This window comes from Spirillospora sp. NPDC048911, from assembly GCF_043198015.1.
In the GTDB taxonomy this organism is placed as follows: Bacteria; Actinomycetota; Actinomycetes; order Streptosporangiales; family Streptosporangiaceae; genus Spirillospora.
This window is the reverse complement of record NZ_JBICUD010000011.1, coordinates 236,871-261,867: the sequence shown is the minus strand read 5'-3', so window position 1 is coordinate 261,867 and position 24,997 is coordinate 236,871. Positions and strand designations below refer to the sequence as shown.

21 protein-coding genes are annotated in these 24,997 nt (G+C 72.9%); 6 read left to right on the top strand and 15 right to left on the bottom strand.

The annotated features are described in order from the left end of the window. Positions 1 to 42 precede the first annotated feature (42 nt). From ACGFNU_RS40385 to ACGFNU_RS40365, 5 genes are all read right to left on the bottom strand, one after another. Complete coding sequence (locus tag ACGFNU_RS40385; protein ID WP_392601899.1) at positions 43 to 1,332, bottom strand: MFS transporter; 1,290 nt, start codon at positions 1,330 to 1,332, stop codon at positions 43 to 45. Positions 1,333 to 1,406: 74 nt separating this feature from the next. Beyond that, positions 1,407 to 2,348: a hypothetical protein gene (locus ACGFNU_RS40380; protein WP_392601898.1), complete on the bottom strand. Its 942-nt coding sequence runs from the start codon at positions 2,346 to 2,348 to the stop codon at positions 1,407 to 1,409. Between the two features lie 15 nt (positions 2,349 to 2,363). After that, the gene (locus ACGFNU_RS40375; protein WP_392601897.1) at positions 2,364 to 4,919 is read right to left on the bottom strand and encodes a DUF6493 family protein; all 2,556 of its coding nucleotides are present in this window, start codon (positions 4,917 to 4,919) and stop codon (positions 2,364 to 2,366) included. Beyond that, on the bottom strand, positions 4,916 to 6,277 hold the full coding sequence (locus tag ACGFNU_RS40370) for an SWIM zinc finger family protein (protein WP_392601896.1): 1,362 nt from the start codon (positions 6,275 to 6,277) through the stop codon (positions 4,916 to 4,918). The genes ACGFNU_RS40375 and ACGFNU_RS40370 overlap by 4 nt, the downstream gene beginning before the upstream one ends. Positions 6,278 to 6,341: 64 nt before the next feature. Further along, the gene (locus ACGFNU_RS40365; protein WP_392601895.1) at positions 6,342 to 7,568 is read right to left on the bottom strand and encodes a LeuA family protein; all 1,227 of its coding nucleotides are present in this window, start codon (positions 7,566 to 7,568) and stop codon (positions 6,342 to 6,344) included. An 84-nt stretch (positions 7,569 to 7,652) separates the two neighbouring features. On the opposite strand from ACGFNU_RS40365, the gene ACGFNU_RS40360 reads away from it, so the two are divergent. From ACGFNU_RS40360 to ACGFNU_RS40345, 4 genes are all read left to right on the top strand, one after another. Continuing rightward, positions 7,653 to 8,909 (top strand): citrate/2-methylcitrate synthase, encoded by a 1,257-nt coding sequence (locus tag ACGFNU_RS40360; RefSeq protein ID WP_392601894.1) that lies wholly within the window; start codon positions 7,653 to 7,655, stop codon positions 8,907 to 8,909. A 48-nt stretch (positions 8,910 to 8,957) separates the two neighbouring features. After that, positions 8,958 to 9,320: a hypothetical protein gene (locus ACGFNU_RS40355; protein WP_392601893.1), complete on the top strand. Its 363-nt coding sequence runs from the start codon at positions 8,958 to 8,960 to the stop codon at positions 9,318 to 9,320. 35 nt (positions 9,321 to 9,355) lie between these two features. After that, positions 9,356 to 9,667 carry a DUF3817 domain-containing protein gene (locus ACGFNU_RS40350; RefSeq protein ID WP_392601892.1) on the top strand — a complete coding sequence of 104 codons (312 nt, stop codon included), beginning with the start codon at positions 9,356 to 9,358 and terminating at the stop codon, positions 9,665 to 9,667. A 77-nt stretch (positions 9,668 to 9,744) separates the two neighbouring features. Then, positions 9,745 to 10,680: a GNAT family N-acetyltransferase gene (locus ACGFNU_RS40345; protein ID WP_392601891.1), complete on the top strand. Its 936-nt coding sequence runs from the start codon at positions 9,745 to 9,747 to the stop codon at positions 10,678 to 10,680. Positions 10,681 to 10,818: 138 nt separating this feature from the next. On the opposite strand, the gene ACGFNU_RS40340 is transcribed toward ACGFNU_RS40345, so the two are convergent. The 9 genes from ACGFNU_RS40340 to ACGFNU_RS40300 form a co-directional block, all read right to left on the bottom strand. Further along, the gene (locus ACGFNU_RS40340; RefSeq protein ID WP_392601890.1) at positions 10,819 to 11,895 is read right to left on the bottom strand and encodes a chaplin family protein; all 1,077 of its coding nucleotides are present in this window, start codon (positions 11,893 to 11,895) and stop codon (positions 10,819 to 10,821) included. A gap of 81 nt (positions 11,896 to 11,976) precedes the next feature. Then, a complete protein-coding gene (locus ACGFNU_RS40335; protein WP_392601889.1) occupies positions 11,977 to 12,348 on the bottom strand; it encodes a hypothetical protein in 372 nt (123 codons plus the stop codon). A gap of 233 nt (positions 12,349 to 12,581) precedes the next feature. Beyond that, complete coding sequence (locus tag ACGFNU_RS40330; RefSeq protein ID WP_392601888.1) at positions 12,582 to 13,334, bottom strand: hypothetical protein; 753 nt, start codon at positions 13,332 to 13,334, stop codon at positions 12,582 to 12,584. A gap of 98 nt (positions 13,335 to 13,432) precedes the next feature. Continuing rightward, complete coding sequence (locus ACGFNU_RS40325; protein WP_392601887.1) at positions 13,433 to 13,747, bottom strand: hypothetical protein; 315 nt, start codon at positions 13,745 to 13,747, stop codon at positions 13,433 to 13,435. Positions 13,748 to 13,786: 39 nt separating this feature from the next. Continuing rightward, the gene (locus ACGFNU_RS40320; protein ID WP_392601886.1) at positions 13,787 to 14,854 is read right to left on the bottom strand and encodes an ABC transporter permease; all 1,068 of its coding nucleotides are present in this window, start codon (positions 14,852 to 14,854) and stop codon (positions 13,787 to 13,789) included. Beyond that, entirely contained in the window at positions 14,851 to 15,735 is an 885-nt protein-coding gene (locus tag ACGFNU_RS40315; protein ID WP_392601885.1) for an ABC transporter ATP-binding protein, read from the bottom strand. The genes ACGFNU_RS40320 and ACGFNU_RS40315 overlap by 4 nt, the downstream gene beginning before the upstream one ends. Next, on the bottom strand, positions 15,732 to 16,124 hold the full coding sequence (locus ACGFNU_RS40310; RefSeq protein ID WP_392601884.1) for a GntR family transcriptional regulator: 393 nt from the start codon (positions 16,122 to 16,124) through the stop codon (positions 15,732 to 15,734). Before ACGFNU_RS40310 ends, ACGFNU_RS40315 begins: the two co-directional genes overlap by 4 nt. Before the next feature lie 72 nt (positions 16,125 to 16,196). After that, on the bottom strand, positions 16,197 to 16,991 hold the full coding sequence (locus ACGFNU_RS40305; protein WP_392601883.1) for a phosphatidate cytidylyltransferase: 795 nt from the start codon (positions 16,989 to 16,991) through the stop codon (positions 16,197 to 16,199). Then, on the bottom strand, positions 16,988 to 18,652 hold the full coding sequence (locus tag ACGFNU_RS40300; protein ID WP_392601882.1) for an aminotransferase class I/II-fold pyridoxal phosphate-dependent enzyme: 1,665 nt from the start codon (positions 18,650 to 18,652) through the stop codon (positions 16,988 to 16,990). Before ACGFNU_RS40300 ends, ACGFNU_RS40305 begins: the two co-directional genes overlap by 4 nt. Before the next feature lie 196 nt (positions 18,653 to 18,848). Between ACGFNU_RS40300 and lon the strand changes: the two genes are divergently transcribed. Beyond that, positions 18,849 to 21,245: an endopeptidase La gene (gene lon / locus ACGFNU_RS40295; RefSeq protein WP_392601881.1), complete on the top strand. Its 2,397-nt coding sequence runs from the start codon at positions 18,849 to 18,851 to the stop codon at positions 21,243 to 21,245. 379 nt (positions 21,246 to 21,624) lie between these two features. Next, positions 21,625 to 24,501: a BTAD domain-containing putative transcriptional regulator gene (locus ACGFNU_RS40290; protein ID WP_392601880.1), complete on the top strand. Its 2,877-nt coding sequence runs from the start codon at positions 21,625 to 21,627 to the stop codon at positions 24,499 to 24,501. 7 nt (positions 24,502 to 24,508) lie between these two features. Here ACGFNU_RS40290 and ACGFNU_RS40285 read toward each other — a convergent pair whose 3' ends face one another. Next, positions 24,509 to 24,997, bottom strand: coding sequence for a nitroreductase family deazaflavin-dependent oxidoreductase (locus tag ACGFNU_RS40285; protein ID WP_392601879.1), 489 nt, complete (start codon positions 24,995 to 24,997; stop codon positions 24,509 to 24,511).

Sequence of the window (24,997 nt, the reverse complement as noted above, 5' to 3'; positions counted from 1 at the left end):
CTCGCTCTGAACAACACCGGAACGTCCATGATCGTTGCATGGTCAGGCCCCGGCCGGGCGGCGAATCCAGGTGAGGGTCAGGGCCGCGGTCATGGGGAGGACGAGGAGCACGGCGATCGCGGCGAGGGTCCCGTAGGAGAAGACGGTCACGATCGCCCCCGCGGCCAGGCCGCCCAGGGCCCCGCCGGCGTTCATCATCAGGTCGGAGAGGCCCTGGACGGCCGGGCGGTGGGCCGTGGGCACGGACTCGGTCAGCAGGGCGGAGCCGCCGACGAGACCGAACGACCAGCCGAGGCCGAGCAGGATCAGGGCGATCGTCAGCCGGGTGACGTCATGCGGCGCGGAGACGGTGGCCAGCGCCGCGGCGGACGCCAGCAGGGCCATGCCGGTCAGCAGCGCGGGAATCCGGCCCCAGCGGTCGGCCAGCCAGCCCGCGACGGGGGAGAGGGCGTACATCCCGGCGATGTGCAGGCTGATGACGACGCCCACGACGCTGAGGCTCGCGTGGCCGTGGTTGAGATGGACCGGGGTCATGGTCATCACCGAGACCATGACCATGTGGCTCACGACGATCCCGGCGACGGCGAGCCGGGCGCGCGGGGTGGTGCGCAGGATCTGCCAGCCGCTGGACTTGGGCGCGGTGGTCGTCGAGTCCGCGAGCGAGCCCGCCGTCTGGAGCGGGTCGGGACGCAGGAGGGCGAAGACGCCGAGCATCGCCAGCCCGTAGGCGAGGGCCGCGAGGGCGTAGGGGCCCGCCCATTCGGCGAGGCCCAGGGCGCGGCCCAGCCGGTCGGCGGGGTGGGCGAGGTTGGGGCCGGCGACCGAGCCGATCGTGGTGGCCCAGACCACGATGGACAGATCCCGGGCGGCGCGCTTGGGATGGGCCAGGTCGGTCGCGGCGTAGCGGGCGGCGAGGCCGCCCGCCGCGCCGCCGCCGAAGACGAACAGACCGGCGAGCAGCAGCGGCCAGGCGTCCAGGGCCGCGGCGAGCCCGGCGATCACCGCGCCCAGGGTGCCCGCCCCGTACGCCAGGGTGAGGGCGGCCCGGCGGCCGTGGCGCGCGGCGGCGCGCGCCATCGGGATCGCCAGGACGGCGGCGCCCGTGACCGCGCTCGTCTGGGCCAGCCCGCCGATCGTCTCGGAGCCCGAGAGCGTGGCGGCGGCCAGCGTGCTGATCGCGACACCGGTGGCGACGCCGATCCCGCCCAGCACCTGAGTGGCGGTGAGCACGGCGAGGACGCGCCGCTGGGCGGGATGCCGCTCGACGGCGGGTTCGACCGGTGTGGGGCCGACCGGTGTGGACTCGGCCGGTGTCTCGCCGAGGGCCGTCATGTCCCACCCCGTCCTTGTCATTACTGAACGCGCTATTGATCCTGACCGCGCGCTCATGGTACGGGAAGGGGGTATTAAGTCAAGGCCCGGTGCAGGCCCCCCGCCTCACGGGCCAGCCGGCGCGGGCCCCGGTCTCCGCCGCCTCGGTGGCGAGCGCGATGAGGTCGGCCAGCCCGGCCGGTGAGCGTTCTCCAGGCCCGGGAAGCAGGGCCGGGAGCGCCGTGGTGATCACGTTCAGGACGTCGGGGTACGCCCCCGCGCGGGCCGCGTCGGCGAGGCGTCGGTGATCCGGTTGAGCTGACCTGACCGCCCCGCACGGCGATCGCCTCGCCGACCGGAGGGACCCGTCCGCGCGCGCAGCACGTGAGGAACGCGTCGACCGAGGCGGAACGCTCCTCCGTCCGCTTGGACGTGAGGCCGAAAGCGAGCGCGGTGGCCATCGCCGGGCCGACAGGACCGTCGGCCTCCGCGAGGGCGAGCAGGATGCCGCCCTGCCCCTCGCGAGACTCGGTCCCGTCCGCGAAGGGGATCAGCAGGTGCGCGGCGAGGACCTCGCGGTGGGAGGGCAGGAGAGAGGGCCACCAGAAGAAGCAGTAGGGAACGTGTGCCTGCGCCGGAAGCCGTGACCAGCCATCGCGTGGAAGGCCGAGCAGGCGCCGGGTCATCCAGTGCGGATCTGGCAGATCCGCGCTGGTCCTGGCCGGGACGACCGTCGGCAGCACACGTTCGATCTGCTGCTCCTCTGTGCCCCGCCAGTTGAAAACCGTGCGCGGCACCGACGCGGCCTCGCAGGTCACCTCGGGGTCGCGCAGCCCGCCGCCCCCGAGCCACGCGGCCACCCGGCCGCCCTCGGGAGAAACAAGCCGCCGGGCACGCGACACGATGCCGGGCGGGATGTCGCGCGGGAGCCGGAGCAGGGCCTGCTCCAGGTCGAGCGCGCCGCTCGTCCTCCCCGGCCATGGTGAGCATCGAGGCCACGACCTCGGGGTTCCCGGCGGCGATCTGGGCGCGGACATCGTCCCACGTGTGCATCAAAGTTCCTTCGTGAGAGTCCGGTGGAGGCGGGCGGCCTCTCTGACCAGGCGGCTGGAGCCGCCGCGTGCCGCGACGTCGGCGAGTCCGGCCAGGTCGTCGCGGGCGCCGACGGCCTCGGCGGTGCGGGTCGCGAGGGCGAGCAGGTCGGGGAGCCCGGCGGCCGCCCGTTCACCGCGAACGGGCAGGAGCCGGGGCAGGGCGGTGGCCAGGATGGTCCACACGTCGGCGTGCGCACCGGCCCGCGCGGTCTCGTCGAGCGACTCGGCGGCCCGGTTGATCTTGAGCCTGCCCTGCCGGTGCAGCGTGGCGATGGCGTCGCCCAACTCGCGCGCGGGAAGCTGCCCGCGCCCGCTGAACGCCAGGACGGCGTCGACGGCGCCGGCCCGTTCGGACCTGGTCCGGGCGCTCAGCCCGGTGGCCAGCACGGTCGCGGTGGCGGCACCGGCGGGGCCGTCCGCTTCGGCCAACGCCAGGAACGCCGGGCCAGGGTCACGCCAGTACTCCACCCACTCCGGCAGGAGCGGCAACATGTGCGCCGCCGTCACCTCACGATGGGACGGAAGCAGCGTGGGCCACAGGCCGATGGCGCCGCTGTAGTAGCCCTTGGGCAGGCTCTGCCATCTGCCGGTCTCCGGCAGCCGGCAGAGAGCGGCGATGTCTTTCGGCACACCCGCCTGGGCGGTGACGGTGGCCAGCACACGAGGCGAGGCCTCGTAGGGGTAGAACGGGCTGGCCAGCGTCACGTTCGCGTAGGTGATCTCGGGATCGGGCATGCCGCCCTCGGCGAGCCACGACGCGAGGGTCCGGCCCGCGTCGCTCGACAGCCGCCCGGCCGCCGCCACGGTGTCAGAGCCGAAGTCGCGATGCACACGCAGCAGCGCCTGGCAGAGATCAGACCGCAGCGGGACGATCTCGGCCTCCTCCAGCAGCCGCATCCGGTGGACGAGCACCTCGGCGTCGAGATGGCCGCTCGCGGCGGTCGGTGTGGCGAGCAGCACCGGTGACCGGCCCACGGCCGCCGGGATCTCACCCGTCCGCCAGGTGAAGAACCGCTCCGGAAGAGGCCTGGTGCCCTTCTCGTACCACGCAGGCTTCCGCTGGAACTTCGCGAGCAGGCCGCGGACTCCCTCAGGAGCTTCCGAAGACATGAATCGCATCGCGCTCTGCGTCAACCAGCCCACCACCTGCGCGGCGTCCTCGGGCTCCGGATCCGTCAGCACCCGTGCCAGCGCCGTCCGGGTCCCTTCGGCGTCGCGGTACGCGCACTCCACGAGACCCGCCAGCAGGCGTTCGAGAACGGAGAACGTCCCGTCGGAGGTGGCGCGCATCGCCGCGCTGACCTCTTCGGCCAGCTCGGCGGGCGAGGCGATCGGCGCCGGCTGCGCGCGCGGCGTGAACGGAGGAGGACCGAGCACGGACACGGGCGCCCGCGCCGGCTCCACCGCCAGGGCGGCCCGCGTCTCGGCGCTCGCCTTCGGGCCGTGCTTGGCCGCCATCTTCGCCGCGCGTTCGCGCAGGTCCAGATCGTCGGCGTCGAGCAGCACGGTGACGGCGCGCAGGGTGGCGTCGACACGATCACGCTTGCGGGCCGTCCGGTCGAGCCAGATGAGCGCGGCGCGGACGAGCTTCTTCTCCGGGCGGAAGAGCACCGCGTCCGCGACCTCGGCGAAGACGTCCGCGGCCAGCGGCTCCGTCTCGTCCACCCGGCGGATCTCCCGCAGCGCCAGCTCGGCGACCGGGGCGGGGGCGGCGGGAAGCACGCGGACGAGGTCGCGGAGCCGGGCCGCCGCCTCGTTGACCGCCGGTTCGAGCGACTCGTACAGCCGGACGAACCAGCGCAGGTCGGCGGCCTGGCCGCCGCGCAGGAAGCGGGCGACGCAGCCGTCCAGCAGCGCCTCGCGTTTGATCCGTCCCTCCCGCGCCAGCGTGACGAGCGTGCCGTGGAACGAGAGTTCGGACCCGAGCCCGTCGACCTCGAACAGCCGGGGCAGCAGGGTGTCCAGGAACGGGTCGCGCTCCAGCGGGACGCGCCACTGGCTGTCCCGGGCCCAGGAGAGCACGAACGCGTCGTCCGTGGGCGGCTCCTCGCCGAGCTCGCGGATCAGCTCGGCCGCCAGCGCCCAATACGCGTACTCGCGCCAGCGTGTGCCGTTGACCCGCAGCCGCGCGGCGACGCGCCGGGCGAAATCGGACCGCCAGGCGTCCGGCCGGTCCGCGACGGCGTCGCGGATCAGCGCCCCCGGGGTCCGCAGGTCGCGCGGCCCCCAGGCCGCCGACTGCAGCTCGGTGCGCCACACCCAGGCGGCGGCGCCCGCCGCGCCGCCGATCGTCGCCGCGCCGGCGACCAGCAGCGGCGTGGTCACGTCGTCCCCCAGCCACCGCCACTCGGCCGCGTCGCGGCGTTCCCGCAGGTACCGGGGCAGGTCGAGGGCGACGGCGCGGCGGCCGGCCGGAGCGAGGGCGCGGGCGCGGCGGATCACCTCGGCCGGATCGCCGAGCGCGACCCACTCGTCCAGGGTCTCCCGCGCGTTCATGGTCTCCTGAGCGTTCACCGCGCCGTCTCTCCCGCCGCTTCGAGGGTCTTGGCGCGGACGATGCGGGCGGCGAGGACGTGCTTGCACGGCCCGCGCCCGCCGCGATGGTCGGCCCACCAGGGGCAGGTGCACGAGACGCGGTCGCCGTCGAAGCGAACCTGGCGCGGCCTGCCGTCGACCGTGACGACGGCGAGGCCGTCGGCGGTGAAGTCGACGGCGCCCTCGTCCACCAGGGCGTGCGCCGACCGCAGGCGCGGGTTCATCGCGGCCACGCGATCGGGGTCGTACGGCAGTTCGCGGTGGAAGTGCGCGGCCTCGGCGGTGTCGTAGCCGACGCGGCCCGACGTGCCCAGCTGCGTCAGCGCCGCCTTGACCCGCGCCCGGTCGACGCCCGCGCGTTCGGCCAGCAGGTCGGGCTCGACGCGCGGCTCGAACGCCAGCAGCGCGCCGATCAGGTCGGCGTCGCCCGCCGCCTCGTCGGTGATGAGCGCGTCCAGGACCGCGCCCTCCCCGGAGAAGCCGCGCCGCACCTCGGGGGAGAGCGTCAGCACGTACCGCATGCCGGGCAGCTCCAGCTCCCACGCGCTCGCGACCGGCCCGCTGCCGCCCGCGACGGCCGGGCCGTACGTGCGCAGCGCCCGCGCGAATCGCAGCAGCGGAAGCATCGTCCGCAACCGCTCGGGCCCGGGCAGGCAGACCGAACCCGGCGACGGACGGGACGACAGCCGCAGCCCCCGCCCGGCGGGAGTCGCCCACAGGACGTCCCGCGCCCCGCGCGGCAGCGACCGCAGGAACCGGATCGCCTCCGGGCCCGTCAGCTCGGCCCGCAGATCGAACCCGGCGGCGATGACCTGCACCTCGGCGAAGCCGCGCAGCCAGCGCTCGGGCAGCGGCACCTTCTTCTCGACCACCGCGCCGTCGAGCGTGGTGACCGCGAGCCCGTCGTCGCCGACCGCCAGATGCAGCGGATCGGCGCCGCCGACGCGGGCGAGCGCCTCGCGCAGCGGGCCGTTCACGTCCACGTTGGTGGTGCCGAGCGCGACGACGTCCCCGTCCAGCGCGCCTTCGAGGACGTCGAGCCGCGCGTAGACGCCGCAGCAGGCCGAGAACGACTCCATCCGGAGCCGGTCGCCGTTGCACGTCACCACCGGGTCGCGCATCGCGGTGAGCTGCGGCTGGTAGTAGCGGGCCTGCGCGACGTCGGCGAGGCCGATCAGCGCGGCGGCGGCCGGCGCGGCCTGGGTGAGCAGGCCGCTGAAGAAGTGGGGGTGGGCGTCGGGCCCGGCGGCGGTCGTGCCGCCGGAGGTCGACAGGCCCAGGGCGTCTCCGGCGAGGGCGGAGGGGCGCGTGTAGGCGTATGCCTGTGCGGTAGCCATGCCCCCGGAAGGTAGACCTGTCGACCGACATTTCCGGACGTTTCAAGGATCTTGGCCGGCCGGCTCAGCCGAGGAGATCGGGGAAGAGCGGCTCCAGCTCGCGGGGGTACGCGCCGATCAGCCGCAGTTCGTCGTCGGTGAGCGGCCGGCCGGTCATCGCGTTGCACAGCTGGACGAGCTTGAACGAGAGCTCCCCGTCCACCGGCTCGATCCCGAGGCCGTCCATGACGTGCCGGAACCCGGCCTTGCCGCCGTACTCCCCGGTGAGCACCACCCGTCCCGGCCGCGCGTGCCAGTCGTCGGGGAAGGGGCCGAGCGTCGCCTCGTCGTACAGCTCGTAGTTGCCGTGGTCCTTGAGCGCGCCGTCGGCGTGGATGCCCGACTCGTGCGCGAAGGCGTTGCGGCCCGCGCCGACCTGGTTGTACGGCAGCGGCTGGCCGAGGGCGTACGAGGCCCACAACGCGAACCGCCGGGCCCACGACAGGTCGATCGGGTCGCCGATCCGCGCCCCGTGCTCGTCCAGCCCGAAGCCGTGGCGGAAGGCGAGGATCGTGGAGAGCAGGTCGGCGTTGCCCGCGCGTTCGCCGACGCCGTTGATACAGGTGTTGATCCACGCGTCCTGCCCGGCCTCGAGGTCGCCCAGCGCGCCGGAGACCGAGTTGGCCACCGCGAGACCGAGATCGTTGTGGCAGTGGGTCTCGACGGGCATCGCCACGGCGGCGGCGAGCTTGGCGAAGCGCTCGCGGATCCGGTCCGGGGTGTCGCCGCCGATGGTGTCGCAGTAGCGGACCCGGTCGGCGCCCGCCTCCTTGGCCGCGAGGGCGAACTCGGTGAGGAACTCGTCGTCGGTGCGCGACCCGTCCTCGGCGTTGACCCCGACCGTGGCCGCGCCGCCCGCCTTGGCGGCCCGGACGGCGGCGGTCATCTCCCGGATGATCGTGTCCCGGTCGAGCCGGCCCCGGAACTTGTTGGCGATCATGTAGTCCGAGGTCGAGATCGACAGGTTGTAGTGCGCGAGCCTGAGCGGCAGCGCCTTCTCCACGTCCTGCGCGACGCCGCGGCACCAGCCCGACAGCCGGAGCTCGCCGAACGCCCCCGCCTCGGCCAGCGCGACCTGCGCGCGGACGTAGGGCACCTCGTGGAACAGGAACGGGAAGCCGATCTCCGACTGGGCCACGCCGAGCTTGCCCAAGTAGAAGTTCACCATCGTCTTGCCGAACTTCGACAGCCCGGTCCGGGCCGTCTGCACGCCGTCACGGTTGGTGACGTCAAGGAAATGAATCTGAGGCATGCGCCCAGATTGACACCTGCCTCAACATGTATCAATATTGACTAAAATCAATGTTAGGGCTGGTCTGAGACAAAGGAACGCCCGGTGGGGGAGTGGATCGACGCCGCGGTGGCGGCGGAGCGGCTCGGTGTGAAGCCCGCCACGTTGTACGCGTACGTGAGCCGTGGCGTGTTGCAGCGGCGGCGCGACGCGGACGGGCGGCGCAGCCTGTTCGACTCCGACGAGATCGAGGAACTGGCCCGGCGGGGACGGCCGCGCCGCCCGCCGAGCCCGACCGAGCTGGCGATCGAGTCGGCGGTCACCGCGCTCGGCCCGGACCGGCACTACTACCGGGGGCGGGACGCCACCGAACTCGCCGCCACGAGCACGTTCGAAGAGGTCGCGAACTGGCTCTGGTCGAGCGGGCAAGAGCCGGGCGGGCATGAGGCGGGCGGGCATGAGGCGGGCGGGGGCTGGCGGGCGCCCGAGGACGGGCTCACCGCCGCGGTCGCCGCGCAGTCGGGGCTGCCAGGCGACGTGCTGCCGCTCGACCGGCTCCAGGTGATCACGATGGCGCTGGCCGCGACCGACCCGCTCCGGTTCCAGCTCGACCGGGAGGGGGTCGTCACCACGGCCCGCGCGCTCATCGCCGGTCTCGTCGACGCCCTGCCCGCCGCGGACGAGGGTGTCGGCGAGGAAGGCGGCGACACGATCGCCGGGCGGCTGTGGGGACGCTTCAGCCCGCGCCCACCGGAGCCGGGCCTGCTGCGGGCGGCCGAGGCGGCGATGGTGCTGCTCGCCGATCACGAACTGGCCGCCTCCACGCTGGCCGCCCGCGTCGCCGCGTCCGTCCGGGCCGACCCGTACGCCGTGGTCGCCGTCGGGCTCGGCACGGTCGGCGGCCCGCTGCACGGCGGCGCCTCGTTCGGCGCGGAACGCCTGTTCGCCGAGATCGGCGAGCCGGGCCGGGCGAGCCGCGTGATCGGCGAACGGCTGCGCGCCGGGCAGCGCATCCCCGGCTTCGGGCACTCGGTCTACAAGTCCGGCGACCGGCGCTTCACCGTGCTCTTCGACCTGATCGGCGACGTGGCGGCGGACCATCCGCGGCTGGCGGTCGCGCACGCCGTCCGCGCCGAGGCGGCACGCCGGCGCCTCCCCGAGCCGAACGTCGATCTCGCCCTCGCCACCCTGACCTCGGTCGCCGGGATGCCGCCGGGGTCGGGCGAGGTGTTCTTCGCCGTCGCCCGCACCGCGGGCTGGATCGCGCACGCCCTCGAAGAGTACGAACGTGCGAGCCCGCTGCGTCCCAGGGCCGTCTACACCGGCCCGCCGCCGCCGGCGGCGAAGGGACGGGCACGGTAACCCGGGGTTGTGCGTGGATCGCCGGAGACCGGCGGTAGTCTCGGTGACGTGCGAAGGTTCCTCACCCCCGGCTGGCTCGGTCTGCATGCGGTGGCGATCGTGCTGTGCGCCTCGTTCCTCGGGTTCGGGTGGTGGCAGTACGACCGTGCCCAGGCGGGCAACGACCGCAGCTGGGCCTACACCTTCGAGTGGCCGATCTTCGCCATCTTCGTGGTCGTGATGTGGATCAAGATGATCCGGGACGATCTGAGCGGCGACGAGACCCGGCAGGCGCCCAAGGTGATCGAGGAGCCCGCCGCGGCCGCGGTCAAGCGCGAGATCATCGCGCGGCAGGAGGAAGAGGACCCGGCCCTGGCGGCCTACAACCGCTACCTGGCCCGCCTCAACTCCGAGAGCCACCGGCGCGACTGACCCCGCGCCGTCCTCCCCTGCGAAAGGTGTGATCTGTGGAAGCGGCCATCGGCCGGTACCGCCTCATGGCCATCGTCGTCGGCGTGATGCTGCTGCTCGTGGTCTTCGTGGGCATGCCGGTCCGCTACATCGGCGGCAACGGGACCCCGTCGGCGATCATCTCGCCGATCCACGGCGCGCTCTACATCGTCTACCTGGCGATCGCGTACGACCTGTGGCGCAAGACCGGCTGGCCGCTGAAGCAGATGGCCCTCATGGTCTCCGCGGGCCTGATCCCGTTCCTCGCCTTCTTCATCGAGCGGAAGATCGTCCGCGAGGCGCGCGAGCTCGCCGCCGTCCGCGCCTGATCACCGCGCTTCCTGGACCGCGGTCCCCCTCCGGCGTTATGTTTGACTGAGTCAAACAAATCGCGAGGAGGTGAGCCGTGGACGCCATCGCGGGCGAGATCGCCACGGTCCGGTCGTTCAACCGCTTCTACACCGGTGTGATCGGAGTGCTCGGCGAGGGCCTGCTGGAGACGCCGTACTCCCTCACCGAGGCGAGGGTGATCTTCGAGCTGGCCCAGCGCGACGCGACCGAGGTGCTGGCGCTGCGCCGCGCGCTCGACCTGGACGCCGGTTACCTGAGCCGCATGCTGGCGCGGTTCGAGAGCGACGGCGTCGTCGCGCGGGAGCGGTCGGTGGCCGACGCGCGCCGCCAGGTCGTCCGGCTCACCCCGCGAGGCCGCGAGGTCTTCGCGATGCTGGACGACCGTTCCGCCGGCAGCGTCCAGGCGATGCTGGAACGGCTGCCCGGCGAGCACCGGCGCCGGCTGGTGACGGCCATGGACACGATCCGGGGCGTGCTGGACGAGGCGCCGCCGTCCCGCGCGGCCCCCGTCCTGCGCCCGCTGCGGCCCGGCGACCTCGGCTGGGTCGTGCAGCGGAACGGCGCGCTGTACGCCGAGGAGGTCGGCTGGGACCGCACGTACGAGGCGCTCGTCGCGAAGATCGTCGCCGGGTACGGGGAAGGCCACGACCCCGCGCGCGAGAACGCCTGGATCGCCGAGGTGGACGGCGAGCCGGTGGGCGGCGTCTTCTGTATGAAGAAGGACGAGACGGTCGCCCAGCTGCGGCTGCTGCACGTCGAGCCGCACGCTCGCGGGCTCGGCGTCGGCGCCGCCCTGGTCGGGGAGTGCCTGCGCTTCGCGGCGGCGGCGGGCTACGCGGAGATCATGCTCTGGACGACCGCGCTCCAGCGGCCCGCGCACCGGATCTACCGCGCCACCGGGTTCGAACTCGAACTGGAGGAGGAGCCGGTCGAGCGGTTCGGCGACGTCATTCACGGACAGTACTGGCGCAAGAAGTTCCCGACGTCCTGACGCCGGGCCTGCCTCGCGCCGTCGCCACGGCCCGTGGTGGCGGCGTGCCTCCACGGGCCGGGCGTCGCAGCGGTGCTCATCGTCGACGGGACGGACCGGGACGGGGTCGGGACAGATCCGGCCCGCCCGTCGGACCGATCAGCTCTCGTTCCCACCCCCCTTCGCGAGCGGCCCGGTCACGGGGCCTCCGTGACCGGTCTGCCGGTTCCGGCGCCGGCCGGCGAGCAGCAGGCCGGCGCCGAGCGTGAGGGCCGCCCCCGCGGACGCGCCGAGCAGCCAGAGGGGAGCGCCGGTGCGGGGAAGCCAGGCGGGCCCGCCGGTCTGGTATCCGGCGGCGAGCCGAACCGGGGCGGCGCCGTTCCCCGAGCCCGGACCGCCGTTGCCGGTCAGCACGACCCGGCTGTCGTGGCGCGACGCGTGCTTGGTGGTCTTCGGCTTGGCCTTCCCGTGCTTCCTGGGCTTGCCGTGTTCCTTGGGCTTGCCGTGCTTCTTGGTCTTGACCGTGACGCTGCCGGTCGCACCGCCCCCGCCTGACGAGGCCGCCACGCCGGCTTTGCAGCCCGCTTCGGCGACGCCCGGCACGCCGACCGCGTTGCCGCAGGCGGTGATCGGCGCCGTGATCGGTGCGAGGACCTGGTTGCCGCTGAGAACCCCGCCCCTGCCGGACGTCCTCGGAGCATGCCCGCCGCCGGACGAGGCGTTGACGTTGGCCTTGCAACCGGCCCTGCCGACGCCGAGGATCGCGACGGCGTTGCCGCAGGCGGTGATCGGGGCGGTGATCGGTGCGAGGACCTGGTTGCCGCTGAGCACTCCGCCCGCGCCGGACGTCCTTGGCCCCGCGCCGTCGCGCACGACCACGTCCGTGCGCGTGATCTTGACCTTGTGCACGCCCTTCCGGGGCTTGTGCGCGCCCGGGCGGCCCTGCCGCGGGTGCGCGGCCTTGGTCGTCGTTTTCCTGATCACCTTCGGCGCGCCCGTGCCCGCGTGGGACACGGACCTGACATCGGACTCCGCCTCGGCGTTGCCGGCGGCCGCCACCGCGTTCCCGGTCAGGTCGACCGGCAGGTTGATCGGGAGGACGACCTGGTTGCCGCTGAGGACCCCGCCCTCGCCGTCGGTGTCGGCCGTGGCCATCCCGTTGCAGGCGGGCATCAGGCCGGCGGTGACCGCCGCGGCGACCGCCAGGGCGCGTGTGGTGAGCGTGCGTGCGTGCATGGGAAGATCCCCCGCTTTCTCATGATCTTTATCGGGAACTCGGTGTGCGGCCGGATGGGGGAGCCGGCCGCGGGCCGCCGGTCAGCCGGGACGCGGCGGCCGGGTGGCCGGGCCGGCGGCACTGCTCGAAGGCGCCGCCGGCCCGGCGGTGGGGAACGCCGGCGCCGCGGGGGCGTACGGCATCGACGTCCGGTGGTGGTCGGTCCGGCCGGCCGCCGCCGGTGCCGGCCGGCGACCTGCCGCCACTCCGCGCTCGCGTGGCGGCAGGCCGGTCGGCTCCGCACCGGCCGCCGCGCGCGGTACCGGACGGAGTGCGGGGGCCGGTCCGGAACGGCCGAGGACCCGAGGTGTGTCGCCCGGCGCGCCGGGCACATCCTCGGCCGTTCGGACCGGGCCATGCGGAGAGTCGTCGGTGAGATCGTCGACACGGCCGCCCGCTGTCCAGCACCGCATGTGCCCCCCTCGATCGGCTGAGTTCAGGAGCCGGACCTTGACCGGTCCGGGAGGTTCTCCTTTACTCTGTGTCACGATCTCGTTGCGGTAAGTACCCGCACGTCATGGGCCCGTAAACCCAGGTCAACGAAGAATTGACGGACGGGGGTCCAAGGTCACGCGACGGAGGGTGAGCGCGCGAAAGGCCGGTGCCGCGCTCCGGCGGCACCGGCCTTTCGCGTCGCGTTCAGGCGTCAGTGTCTCCGTGTCACCACGGTGGAGTTGAACGGGAGGACCAGAAGCGGCCCGGTGACCACCACGCGGTCGGTGCCGGGGCCCCACTTGAGGTCGGCGGTCTGGTGGCAGGTGCCCCGGTCCTCGATCCAGTGCCGGGCGTTCGCGCCGTCCGCCCCGGACTTGAAGCGGCCGAGGAGCGAGATGCGGTCGCGCACCTTGCCCTTGCCGTCCACGATCAGCCCGTGGATCGGGTACGTTCCGCGGAACCCGCCGTTCCTCGTCTTGGCCTCGTATCCGAGGTCGGAGACGAGGACGCGCAGCGTCTCACCGGCGGCGTCGGTCACCGTCGCGTCGATCTCGCCGAGGAACGGCGTCACGAAACCGGGGAAGGCGGTCTGGAACTGCTCGGGGTAGATCGGAGGCCGCCGCTCCAGCGCCGAGAACCGCCAGACCCGCTTGAACGTCCCGGCCTTGATCGTGTACGTCCCGTTCTCGCACACGAACGGCCGCAGGGTGCGCCCGGCGAAGTCGATCACCTGCCGGACGATCGGGTTGCCGGTGCCCGGATCACCGAACTCGTCCTCGTTCACCCGCGTGACGAGGCCGTCCCTGGTCAGCTTCAGCGTGAAGCCCGGCCCGAACGCCTTGAGCCCTCTCCTGCTCTCCTTCACCACGATGTCGTGCCGGACACCGCCGCCCGCCGCGTGGGCGACGGGAACGGACACCAGGCCCGCGGCCATCGCCACGCCGGTCACGGCGGCGAATCGCATTCCAACCTTCACAGAACCTCCAGTACCGCGCACCTCGTCGTACGGAGGACCATGATCACCTAAAAGCCGCGAAGCGCCCAGACCCCGGCCGTGATCGGTCAGCCCCCGATGAGGCGCAGCCGTACCTCCTGGAGCAGCCGCTGGCGCTGGAGCTCCTCCCGCCGGTCCCGCGGCTGGAACATCACCAGGCCTTCCTCCAGCACCTGCCAGTACTGCGGGTGGGGCGTCACCATGCCCTGCCGCAGGAGGCCGTGGATCTCGGCGAGCTCCAGCCGGCCGACCTCGGCCGCCACCCGCCGCTGCGCCCGCAGCTGACCCTGTTCCTGCTTGATCGCCGTGATCACCGCCGCCACGCCGAAGAGCGCGACCGCCACCACGGTGACGATCGTGTGCGACGCCAGTCCAAGATCCATAATGCCGACCCTAACGCCGCCGTCCCGCCCGCGACAGGCCTAGGAGAGCCGGCGGCGGACCAGCCATGTGCAGAGCCCGGCCAATCCCAGCGAGAGGACGAGGTAGAGGGCGGTCTCGTACCACTGGAGGGTCCAGAAGCGGCTGGCGGGCTGGTAGGTCAGCTCCTGCCGGTAACCGAGGCGCTTCAGCTCGTTCATGCACGGCGACATCATCCGCTCGGGCCGCTCGCCGGCGCGCGGGGGTCCCGGCGGCGCGCAGGGTCCGGACGACGTCGGCACGGGGACGGACCCCGTGACGGTCTTTCCCGAGGGGCCGACGAGCCGGCTGGACAGGACCCAGGCGCCCGGATCGGTGGGCACCAGCGGTTCCAGGGTCACGGTCAGCGGCCCGCCGGCACCCCGGATGCCCAGCATGTCGATCTTCGCCTCGGTCAGCTGGACGGTCCTGTCGACCGGTGCGATGAGGTGGGGCCTGACCAGCAGCGGCACGGCGATCTGGACGGCGATGAACACGGTCAGGGTGAGGGCCATGGCGGGCAGGGTGCGGCGGACGAGGATGCCGAGGGTCACCCCGAGGGCGAAGGCGAACGCCGCGTATCCGATGGGCACGACGCCGCGGGCGTCGAACAGCAGCGGCGTCATGCGCGGCAGGCTGGGGGAGTTGCCCGCGGCCGCCTTGTCGAGGGGGCCGGCCCACCACGTCACCGTCAGGCTGCCCAGCCCGGCGGCGGCCATGGCCGCCAGGCCGACGAGCCCGAGCTTGGCCGTCAGCCAGCGGGTGCGGGTGATGCTCTGGTTCCACACCAGCCGGTGCGTGCCGGCCTCCAGCTCCCGGGTGATCAGCGGCGCTCCCCAGAACAGCCCGATGAGCGCCGGCAGGACCAGCACGGCGGAGCTGAAGGCGAGGAAGGTCACCTGGTGCTCGTGGAAGAACGATTCGAGGTATTTGGAGCAGCCGCCGGGCTGAGCGGCGCAGGAGGCGATGCCGGACGTGTAGTCGTCCGCCATGCCCGGGCCGGTCAGCGCCAGCACGGCGGCGAGCGCGGCGAGGGCGGCGGCCATCATCGTGGCCGCGGCGCGGAACTGCCGCCAGGTCAGCCAGATCATCGCTGGACCTCCAGGGTGGGCCGGTGGCCGGTCTCGGTGCGCTCGTCCATGTAGGCCAGGACGAGGTCTTCCAGGTTGAGCCGCGTGACCGTCCAGGCCGGGTCGTGGATCGGGCCCTCGGTGCGGACGATGAAGGTGCTCTGGCGTTCGGTGTGGCTGGCGGTGACCACGTGCTGGCCGGCCGGGAGCCGGTCGCGTCGCGGCCCCGCGAGCCGGTGGTGCGTGGCCAGCAACTCGTCGACCTCGCCCGCCACCCGGACCCGGGAGCCGACGAGGACGATCAGGTAGTCGCAGACCCGTTCGAGGTCGGACACCAGGTGGGAGGAGAGCAGCACGCTGAGCTCCTGCTCGGCGGCGGCCTCCATCAGCCCCTGGAGGAACTCCCGCCGCGCGAGCGGGTCGAGCGCGGCGACCGGCTCGTCCAGGATCAGCAGCTCGGGCCGCTTGGCGATGCCCAGGGTCAGCGCCAGCTGCGCGCGCTGCCCGCCCGACAGCTTGCCCGCCTTCTGGGCGAAGTCCAGGCCGAGCCGCTCGATGCGCCGGCGCGCAAGGCCGTCGTCCCAGCCGGGGTTGAGCCGCGCGCCCAGCCGCAGATGGTCGGCGATGCTCAGCCCCGCGTACGTCGGGGTGTCCTGGGCGACGAACCCGACCTTGGCCAGTTGCGCCGGACCGGACCCGGGCCTCTCTCCGAGCACCGTGATCTCGCCCGCCGTGGGGGTCAGCTGCCCGACGGTCAGGTTGAGCAGGGTGGTCTTGCCGGCGCCATTGGGGCCGACGAGGCCGACCACATGCCCGGCCGGGATGTCGAGGTCGCAGTCCCGGAGCGCCCAGCGGTTCCCGTACTTCTTGCCCAGCGCCTGGGCTCGCACGACGGCGGTCATGCTATGTCCTCCTCAGCGGCGGCCCGAAAGGTCGTCATGAACAGGGCCTCGATGCTCTCCTCGTCCAGCCCGGCCAGCCGGGCCTTGGCCAGCCAGCGCCGCAGGTCCTGCCGCAACGGCCCGTGCGCGGCCAGCGAGGCGTCGGTCAGCGTCGCGGTCACGAACGTGCCGACCCCCGGCCGCGCCGCCACCAGCCCCTCGTGCTCCAGCTCGCGGTAGGCCTTCAGGACCGTGTTGGGGTTGATCGCCAGCTTGGCCACGACCTCCTTGACCGTGGGCAGCTGGTCACCCTCCCGGACGAGCCCGAGCCGGAGCGCCTGCCGTACCTGGCGGACCAGCTGCAGGTACGGCGACAGCCCCGACCGCTCGTCCAGATGAAACTCGATCATGTGCACTCCATTTATCTAGCTACCTAGTACTCTAAGAGTCTAGGTATCAGGAGTGTCAACCCCCGGCGCGGCTCAGTGACCGAGCACCAGGGCGATCAGGAGGGAGAGCAGAAGGGAGTCGAGCCGGTCGAGCAGCCCGCCCGCGCCGGCCAGCCAGGAGGCGGAGTCCTTGGCCTTGACGCCCCGCTTGACCATGGACTCCAGGAGGTCGCCCAGTGGGGCGCCGGCCGCGACCGCGATGGCCAAGGCGGGAGTGAACGCCCCCAGGACGGCCAGCGTGCCCAGACCCGCGACCGTCCCTGCAAGCAGGCCGCTCCAGTGCTTGGCCGGCGACAGCGGGGAGAGGGACGGCCCGCCGAGGAGCCGGCCGCCGAACGAGGCGGTGATGTCGGCGATCGACACCGCGGCGAACAACGCCAGGACCGCCGGGCCGAGCAGGACCACCCCGGCCAGCGGCGCGAACCAGATCACTCCCAGCATCCCGAAGCACAGCCTGGACAGCCCGCCGGTGGCGTCACCGGCCAAGACCGGCACCAGTGCGACCGCGACAAGGGCGAGGATGAGAACCTGGGGCAACTGAGCGGGTGCCACCCAAGCCGTCACCGGGACCATGGGCACGGCGACGGTGAGGACGGCGCGATCAACCCAGGGAAGGCGGGTCAGCCCGCCGTACTCCAGGGCGCAGGCCACTCCCGCCGCTCCCGCGAGGACGGCCGCACCGCCGGGACCTGCCCGGAGGGCGGCGAGCACGACCGGCACGCCCACCGCCCAGGCGCACCACCGCAGCACGTACTCCCGCCGCCTGGACAGTCCGGCCGCGACGCCGCCGGCGAGCAGCACACCGGCGATGATGGCGACGTCGGTCACGCGACGTGCAGCGCTTCGGCGACGGCCTCGACCACACGGGCGTTGGCCTTGGCGTCGCGTACCGCGATCCGCACCGTTCTGCCCTCGAACGCCGGGGACAGCGGTGACAGGTCTCGCAGGAACACCCCCTGCCGCCGGCACCGGTCGACAAGCCGGGCCGCCCCCTGCGGCAGCGTGAGCAGGACGAAGTTCGCCACCGCCTCATCGACCTGCAACTCCTCATGGATCCCAGCCAGCCCCGCGGCCAACTCGGCGCGCAGCGCCACCGTCTGCGCCCAGCGGGCGGCGTAATACTCCGGATCACGCAGCGCGTTCACCGCCGCGATCTGGGCGGGCAGGCTCACCGCCCACGGCGGGGTCCAGCGCCGCAGTTCGGCCGCGATCGCCTCCGGCGCGGTGAGATAGGCCGCCCGCAGACCCGACAGGGCGTACATCTTGGACAGCGATGTGCAGATGACGGCGTTGTCGGCAGGTTCCAGCGACCGCCCGGCATAACCGGCGTACGCCTCGTCGATCCAGAACCGCGTGCCCGGAGCTCCCGCCATCACCTCCCGCAACTGATCCGCGTCGAGATGCACCCCCGTCGGATTGTTGGGATTGACAATGACCACCAGGTCATAACCGGCTCGCAGAGCACCCGCCAGGCGTTCGGGATCGATCCGCCACCCCTCCTCGCGCCGCAGCGGGAACCGGTCGGCCCGGCAGCCGATCACCCGCTCGACCACGTGCGCGTACTCGCCGTAGCAGGGATCGATCAGGAGCACCCGGCTGGACGCGTCCAGCCAGCTGCGGAACGCACGAAAAATGAGATCGGAAGAGCCCGCGCCGAGAACAACGGCTGCCTCGGGCACACCCCGGCGAAGCGCGATCTCCTCGATGAGCCCACCGCCCTGCGCCGGGGGCGAGGTCCGTGCGATCCAGTCCTGCCCGTCGAGAGCCGCGACCGCACCGGGAGCCGGCGGAAACCAGGCGTCGAGCACGTCCGCTGGAACAACATCCCAGCGCGCGTCCAAAGTCTCGAACCCGCGTCCCAGCGCCCCGATGGAAGCGCCCCCATGCCCGCACTCGTCCGCAGGAAGAAACGAGACCTCCAACTCCCAGCGCACCGTCCCCCGGAGTTCACGCAGCACCGCGCCGTACCGCTCCAAGACCCCATCGGTGAGCTCGGCCACGTCCCCGGTCAGAAGCTCATACTCAACGGCCCCCGACCGCACCGCCACGTCACCAGGCGTCAGCCCCAGCTCCAGGTACATCGGCAAAAGCTCGGCGCGGCCCAAGGCCACGATGCTCCTGCCCCCGTGCGCCATCACCCAGCGAAGCGCCGCGTACATGAGCAGCTTGCCGAGCAGCTCCCCCCGCCGCTCCAGGTCGACGGCCAGAATCCGGATCTCGAAGAGCCCGTCCCCCAACCCCGGATGCTCGTCCCTCCGCAGGTACTTGTCGATCGAGTAACGGCCCGCCCAGGGAGGCGTCACGCTGATGAACCCCGCCGGTTCGCCATCGCGAATCGCCACGATGTAGACCCCGTCAAGGTCATCGCTGAGAACCCCGGCGGCATTGGGGACGTGCTGGCCGAGCTCTCGCGCGTACACCTCATGCCTGAGCCGATGGATCCACTCAAGGTCCGTCTCCGACGACAGACGTAGTTCCAGTTGTCGCATCCCGCAACCCTGCCCGCGCCTTCGAGCGCCCGCCTGAGTACCAGTACTCACCAACCCGGGCCCCCGTACTCAGCGTCACCCGGGTGGGTGATCGCTGAGAGCGAACGTTGCTGAGGAAACAAACTCGTGCTCCGTTTTCTTGAGTGAGTATGACTCAACCTTCGGGTGGGGTTCCTACGAGACTTTGGAGCTGAGCATGAGCGAGACCCTGACGCTGCCGGTGCTGCCCCTGGACGACGGGGTCGTGCTGCCGGGCATGGTCGTTCCGCTGGACCTGTCGGAGAGCTCGGAGGTGCGGGCGGCCATCGAGGCGGCTCGGGCCGTGGCGCAGTCGAAGGGGCCGGGCATCCGGTCCGCCGTCAAGCCGCGGGTGCTGCTGGTGCCCCGGCTCAACGGGCAGTACGCCGCGGTCGGGACGCTGGGCGTGATCGAGCAGGAGGGGCGGCTGCCCGGGGGTGAGCCCGGGGCGGTCGTCCGAGGTGTCTCCCGCGTGCAGATCGGCACCGGGACCACGGGGCCGGGCGCGGCGCTGTGGGTCGAGGGCACCGAGATCGAGGTGCGCGGTGGCGGTGCCGAGGAGCTCGCCAAGGAGTACAAGGGCCTGGTGAGCGCGATCCTGCAGAAGCGGGGCGCCTGGCAGGTCGTCGATGTCGTTCAGCAGATCGATGATCCTTCTGCTCTGGCGGACAACTCGGGGTACGCGCCCTACCTGTCGATCGAGCAGAAGATCGAGGTGCTCGAGACGCCGGACGTGGTGGAGCGGCTCGAACTCGTCATCGGGTGGGCCCGGGATCACCTCGCTGAGCTGGACGTCGCGGAGACGATCCGCAAGGACGTCCAGGAGGGGATGGAGAAGACCCAGCGGGAGTTCCTGCTGCGGCAGCAGTTGGAGGCCGTCCGCAAGGAGCTGGCCGAGCTGAACGGCGACCCTGCCGACGAGGAGGACGACTACCGGGCCCGGATCGAGGCCGCGGACCTTCCGGAGAAGGTGCGCGAGGCCGCGCTCAAGGAGGTCGACAAGCTGGAGCGCTCGTCGGACGCCTCGCCCGAGGGCGGGTGGATCCGGACGTGGCTCGACACGGTGCTCGATATTCCGTGGAACGAGCGGACTGAGGACTCCTACGACATCGCGGGCGCCAGAGAAATTCTGGACGCCGACCACGCTGGGCTTGGCGATGTGAAGGAGCGCATCATCGAGTACCTCGCCGTCAGGAAGCGGCGTGCGGATCGCGGGCTTGGCGTTGTTGGCGGGCGCAGGTCCGGTGCTGTTCTGGCACTGGCCGGGCCTCCTGGAGTCGGCAAGACCTCCCTTGGCGAGTCCGTGGCGCGGGCCATGGGGCGCAAGTTCGTGCGCGTCGCCTTGGGCGGTGTGCGAGATGAGGCCGAGATCCGTGGACACCGGCGTACGTACGTGGGTGCTCTGCCGGGACGGATCGTGCGGGCCATCCGCGAGGCCGGGTCGATGAATCCCGTGGTCTTGCTGGATGAGGTCGACAAGGTCGGCGCCGACTACCGGGGCGACCCCACGGCGGCGCTGCTCGAAGTCCTGGACCCCGAGCAGAACCACACGTTCCGCGACCACTACCTGGAGGTCGAGCTCGACCTCAGCGACGTGCTCTTCCTGGCGACGGCGAACGTGATCGAGGCGATTCCCGGGCCGCTCCTGGACCGCATGGAGCTGGTCCAGCTGGACGGCTACACCGAGGACGAGAAGGTCACGATCGCCCGCGACCACCTGCTGCCGCGCCAGCTGGAGAAGGCCGGGCTGGAGGCCGCCGAGGTCGTGTTCGAGGACGGCGCGCTGCGGCTGCTGGCGGGCGAGTACACCCGCGAGGCCGGCGTGCGGTCGCTGGACCGGTCGATCGCCCGCGTCCTGCGCAAGGTCGCGGCGAACGTGGCGCTGGAGAAGGCCGAACTGCCGATCACGGTCGGTGCCGAGGACCTGAAGGACTACCTGGGACGGCCGCGGTTCACGCCGGAGGTCGAGCTCAGCAAGTCCGAACGGCGGACGGGCGTTCCGGGGGTCGCGACGGGCCTGGCGGTCACCGGCGCGGGCGGCGACGTGCTCTACATCGAGGCGTCGCTGGCCGACAAGGAGACCGGCGACACCGGGGTCACCCTGACGGGCCAGCTCGGCGACGTCATGAAGGAGTCGGCCCGGATCGCGCTCAGCTACCTGCGCTCGCGGGGCGCCGAGCTCGAACTGCCGGTCGGCGACCTGAAGGACCGCGGCGTGCACGTCCACGTGCCCGCCGGCGCGATCCCGAAGGACGGGCCGAGCGCGGGCATCACGATGACCACGGCGCTGGCGTCGCTCCTGTCGGGGCGGCCGGTCCGGTCGGACGTCGCGATGACCGGTGAGGTCTCCCTGACCGGGCGGGTGCTGCCGATCGGCGGGCTCAAGCAGAAGCTGCTCGCGGCCAGCCGCCTCGGCATCACGACCGCGATCGTGCCCAAGCGGAACGAGCCGGACCTGGAGGAGGTGCCGGCGGAGGTGCTGGAGAACATGACGGTCTTCGCCGTCAGCGACGTCCGTGAGGTGCTGGACCTGGCCCTGGAGCCGGCCACCACCGACACCCCCGTCACCGTCTGATCGTTCGACGAACGGAACGCCCGTGCCGAGGCACGGGCGTTCTGTCGTTGTCGGCGGATTGTGGCGCTTAGCGGATTGTTAGCGGCCCGCGAGATGCTCTGTGCGCACGGCAAGACGGGGCGTCTTCGCGGGGGCGGGGTCACGTTGCGGGTGCGCGTCACCGGAGGGGTCCGGTGCGCATCCGGGTCGCGAAGACGCCCGATCGTTCGCGGGGACGTCCACGTTCTGGCCACGGCCCCGCCTCGTACGGCGGCCGAGGCGGGGGCAGGAGAGAGGTGAAGATCACCGGCGCGTAGGCAGAACTCCGGCATAGCGGGAGCGGAGCGGTTACAGTGGGCGCCTCCGCGCCCCTTTTCCGCATGCCGTGAGGTCGACGCCGATGCCCGGTGGGCTGTACTTCCGCGTCCTCGGCCCAGTGGTCGCCGAGCGCGACGGCGTGCCGCTGGACGTGGGCGGCCCCCAGCCGCGCGCCGTGCTCGGCCTGCTCCTGCTGGAGGCCGGCCGGGTCGTGTCGATGGACCGGCTCGCGCGGGCGCTGTGGGAGGACGAGCCGCCCAACTCGTGGCGGGTGCAGCTCCAGGGCATGGTCTCCCGCCTGCGCCGCAACCTGGGCGCGGGCGGCGAACGCACGTCCGCGCCGATCGACACGATCCCGCCCGGATACCGGTTGCGGCTGTCGGACGACCAGCTGGACCTCTCGGTCTTCCGGCGCGAGGTCGAGCGGGCGAGGCGGCACATGGCGGCGGGGGAGCACCTGCTCGCCGCCGGGCTCCTGCACGCGGCGACGGCCCGGTGGCGCGGTCCGGTGTGCGCCGACGTGGCCTCGCCCTACGTACGGCGCGCCGCGCTGGACTGGGAGGATCTCCGGCCGGCCGCGCTGGAGGACCGGATCGACGCCGACATCGCCCAGGGCCGGCACGACGAGCTCGTCGCCGAACTGCACGCGCTCGTCCGGGAGCATCCGCTCCGGGAGCGCTTCAGCGGCCAGCTCATGACCGTCCTCTCCCGCGCGGGCCGGCCCGCCGACGCCCTCGCGGTGTTCCGGGACGCCCGCGAGCGCATGGTGAGCGAGCTGGGGATCGAGCCGTCCACCAGGCTCCAGCAGCTCCACCGGGCGATCCTGACGGGTGTGCACGGCGCGGAGAACGCCGACGCCGTGCGCGGCCTGCCCTACGTCGTGCCGCGCCAGCTCCCGGCCGACGTCGCCGATCATGTGGGCCGGGAAGACCTGCTGGCGGAGCTGGACGCCGTCCTGGCGTCGGGCGGGCCCCGGGCGGCCCCGCCGCGCATCGCGATCACCGGGCCGGGCGGCATCGGCAAGACCGCGCTCGCCCTGCGCCTCGCCCACCGCAACCGGCAGGTCTACGCCGACGGCCAGCTCTACGCGCGGCTCGGCACGGCCGACGCCGCCGACGTGCTGGCGGCCTTCCTGCACGCGCTCGGCGTGCCGCCGGCGGGCGTGCCGCAGGCGGCCGACGAACGCGGCTCGCTGTTCCGCGAGCTGCTGGCCACCCGCCGCGTCCTCCTCGTCCTGGACGACGTGACGGACGAGGAGCAGCTGCGCCCGCTGGTGCCCGCCGAGCCGCGCTGCGCGGTGCTGATCACGAGCCGCCGGCGGCTGGCGGGCGAGGGCGCGCTGCGGGCCGTGCCGCTCGACGCGCTGCCCGCCGACGAGGGCCTGCGGCTGTTCGGGGCCATCGCGGGCCCAGGCCGTGTCACGGCCGAGCCGGCCGCGGCGGCCGAGATCGTCCGGCTGTGCGGCGGGCTGCCGCTGGCCGTCCGGATCGCGGCCGCGCGCCTGCGCACCCGGCCCGACCTGACGGTCGCGGACCTGGCCCGGCGCCTGGTCTCCCAGCGTGACCGGCTCGACTGGTTAAAGCAGGGCGACGCCGGCGTCCGGGCGAGCTTCCAGGACTCCTACGCCGCGCTGAGCCCCGATCAGCGGCGCCTCTTCCGCCGGCTCGGGGCGTTGGAGATCCCAGAGTTTCCTTCGTGGGTGCCCGCCGCCCTGCTGGCCGACGTCGGCGCGGACGCGGGCGCCGCCGAAGGCCTCCTGGACGACCTCGTGGACGTTCACCTGGTCGAGCCCGCCGGACGCGGCGTGACCGGGCCGCGCTACCGCGTGCACGACCTGATCCACCTCTTGGCCGCCGAGCTCACAGACTCGGCCGACCGGATTCCCGCGCTCCGCCGTGTGCTCGGCGGATGGCAAGACCTGGCCGCCGCGGCCGACGCCGAACTCCCGCACTGGTACGGCCTCGACCCGGCCCCGCCGCCGGTCTGGCGCGCGCCCGCCCACCTGCGCGAGGCCGTCCGGGGCGCGCCGTTCAGCTGGTTCGACGACGAACGCGTCCTGCTGTCCGGCCAGGTGCGCTCGGCCGAGGAGCATGACCTCGGCGCCGTCTGGCCGTTGGCGCAGAGCATGACCACCTACTTCGACCTGCGGGGCCGGTTCGACGAATGGAGCGCGGCCCTGCACGCCGGGCTGCGGGTGGCCGAGAAGGCCGCGGACCGGCTCGGGCAGGCCTGCATGCTCGGGCTCCTCGTCGATTGCGAGTCGAGCCGGTTCGAGCTCGGCGCGGGACTCCAGTACGCCGAACGCGCGATGACCGCCTACCAGTCACTCCCGCCGTACAAGCACGAGCCGCTGCCCACGACGCCCCTGGACGAGCATGACCGGCCGCTCATCGAGGCCAGGCAGGCCGAGGATCCCCTCGGCGTCGGCCGCTTCGCCTTCACGCTGAGCCTGCGCGGCCGCGAGGCCGGTGAACGCGGCGACTACCTGTCGCTCCTGGAGGAGGCCGCGGCGGCGTTCCAGGCCTGCGGCGCTCCCATGGCCGAGCTGTGGACGCTCAAGACCGCGTGGCTGGCCTACCTCAAGCTCGGCCGGATCGACGACGCCGTCGCCTCCCTCGAACGGGGCACAGCGATCATCATGGGGGTCGGGGACGACTTCGAGAGCACCTCGGTCGTCGGCGAGATCGGCACGCTGCTGGTCACCGCGGGCCGGCTCGGCGAAGCCGGCGAGCTGGCCCGCGAGACGCTGCGGCGCGCCCGCGCGCAGGGCCATCGGTGGGACGAGGCCGCCGCGCTCGACATCCTGGCGACGATCGCCGAGGCCTCCGGCGACCGGCACGCCGCCGTCGATGCCCGGCTGCGGGCCCTCGCGCTGTGGCGGCGGCTGAACGTCGCCGCCCGCGTCTCCGACACCATGGCGAGGCTCGCCGCCGACCTCGGCGTCAGCACCCTTCCGTAGAACCGCGTCAGCCCTTGGGCGTCAGCCGGAAGATACGCAGCTGACGGTCCACGCGCTCGACGTAACGGTCGTACACCGGCCAGACCTTGAGGAGGTTCGGCCACACTTCGGCGCGCTCGGCGTCGTCGAGCAGGTGCGCGGTGACGGTCACCGTCTTGCCGCGGAAGCTGATCTCGGCGTCGGGGTTCTTGAGCAGGTTGCCGGTCCAGGCCGGGTGCTTCTCGCGGCCGAAGTTGGAGCCGACGATCACCCAGGTGCCGCCCGGCTCGGGCATGCACGCCAGCGGCGCCTGCCGGGGCTTGCCGCTGACCGCGCCCGTGGTGGTGAGGACGAGGCTGGGCACGAGCGCCTGGCCGAGCAGGAAGCGGCCGCCGGTGGCCTTGTGCAGGGCGCGGTCCAGCGGCGGCACGATCTTCGGGGCGACCTTGGCGAACGCGGGGGAGCCGGAGACGCGCTGCATGATGGGGCCCATCGTGCGCTGGATGAGGGTGGGCAT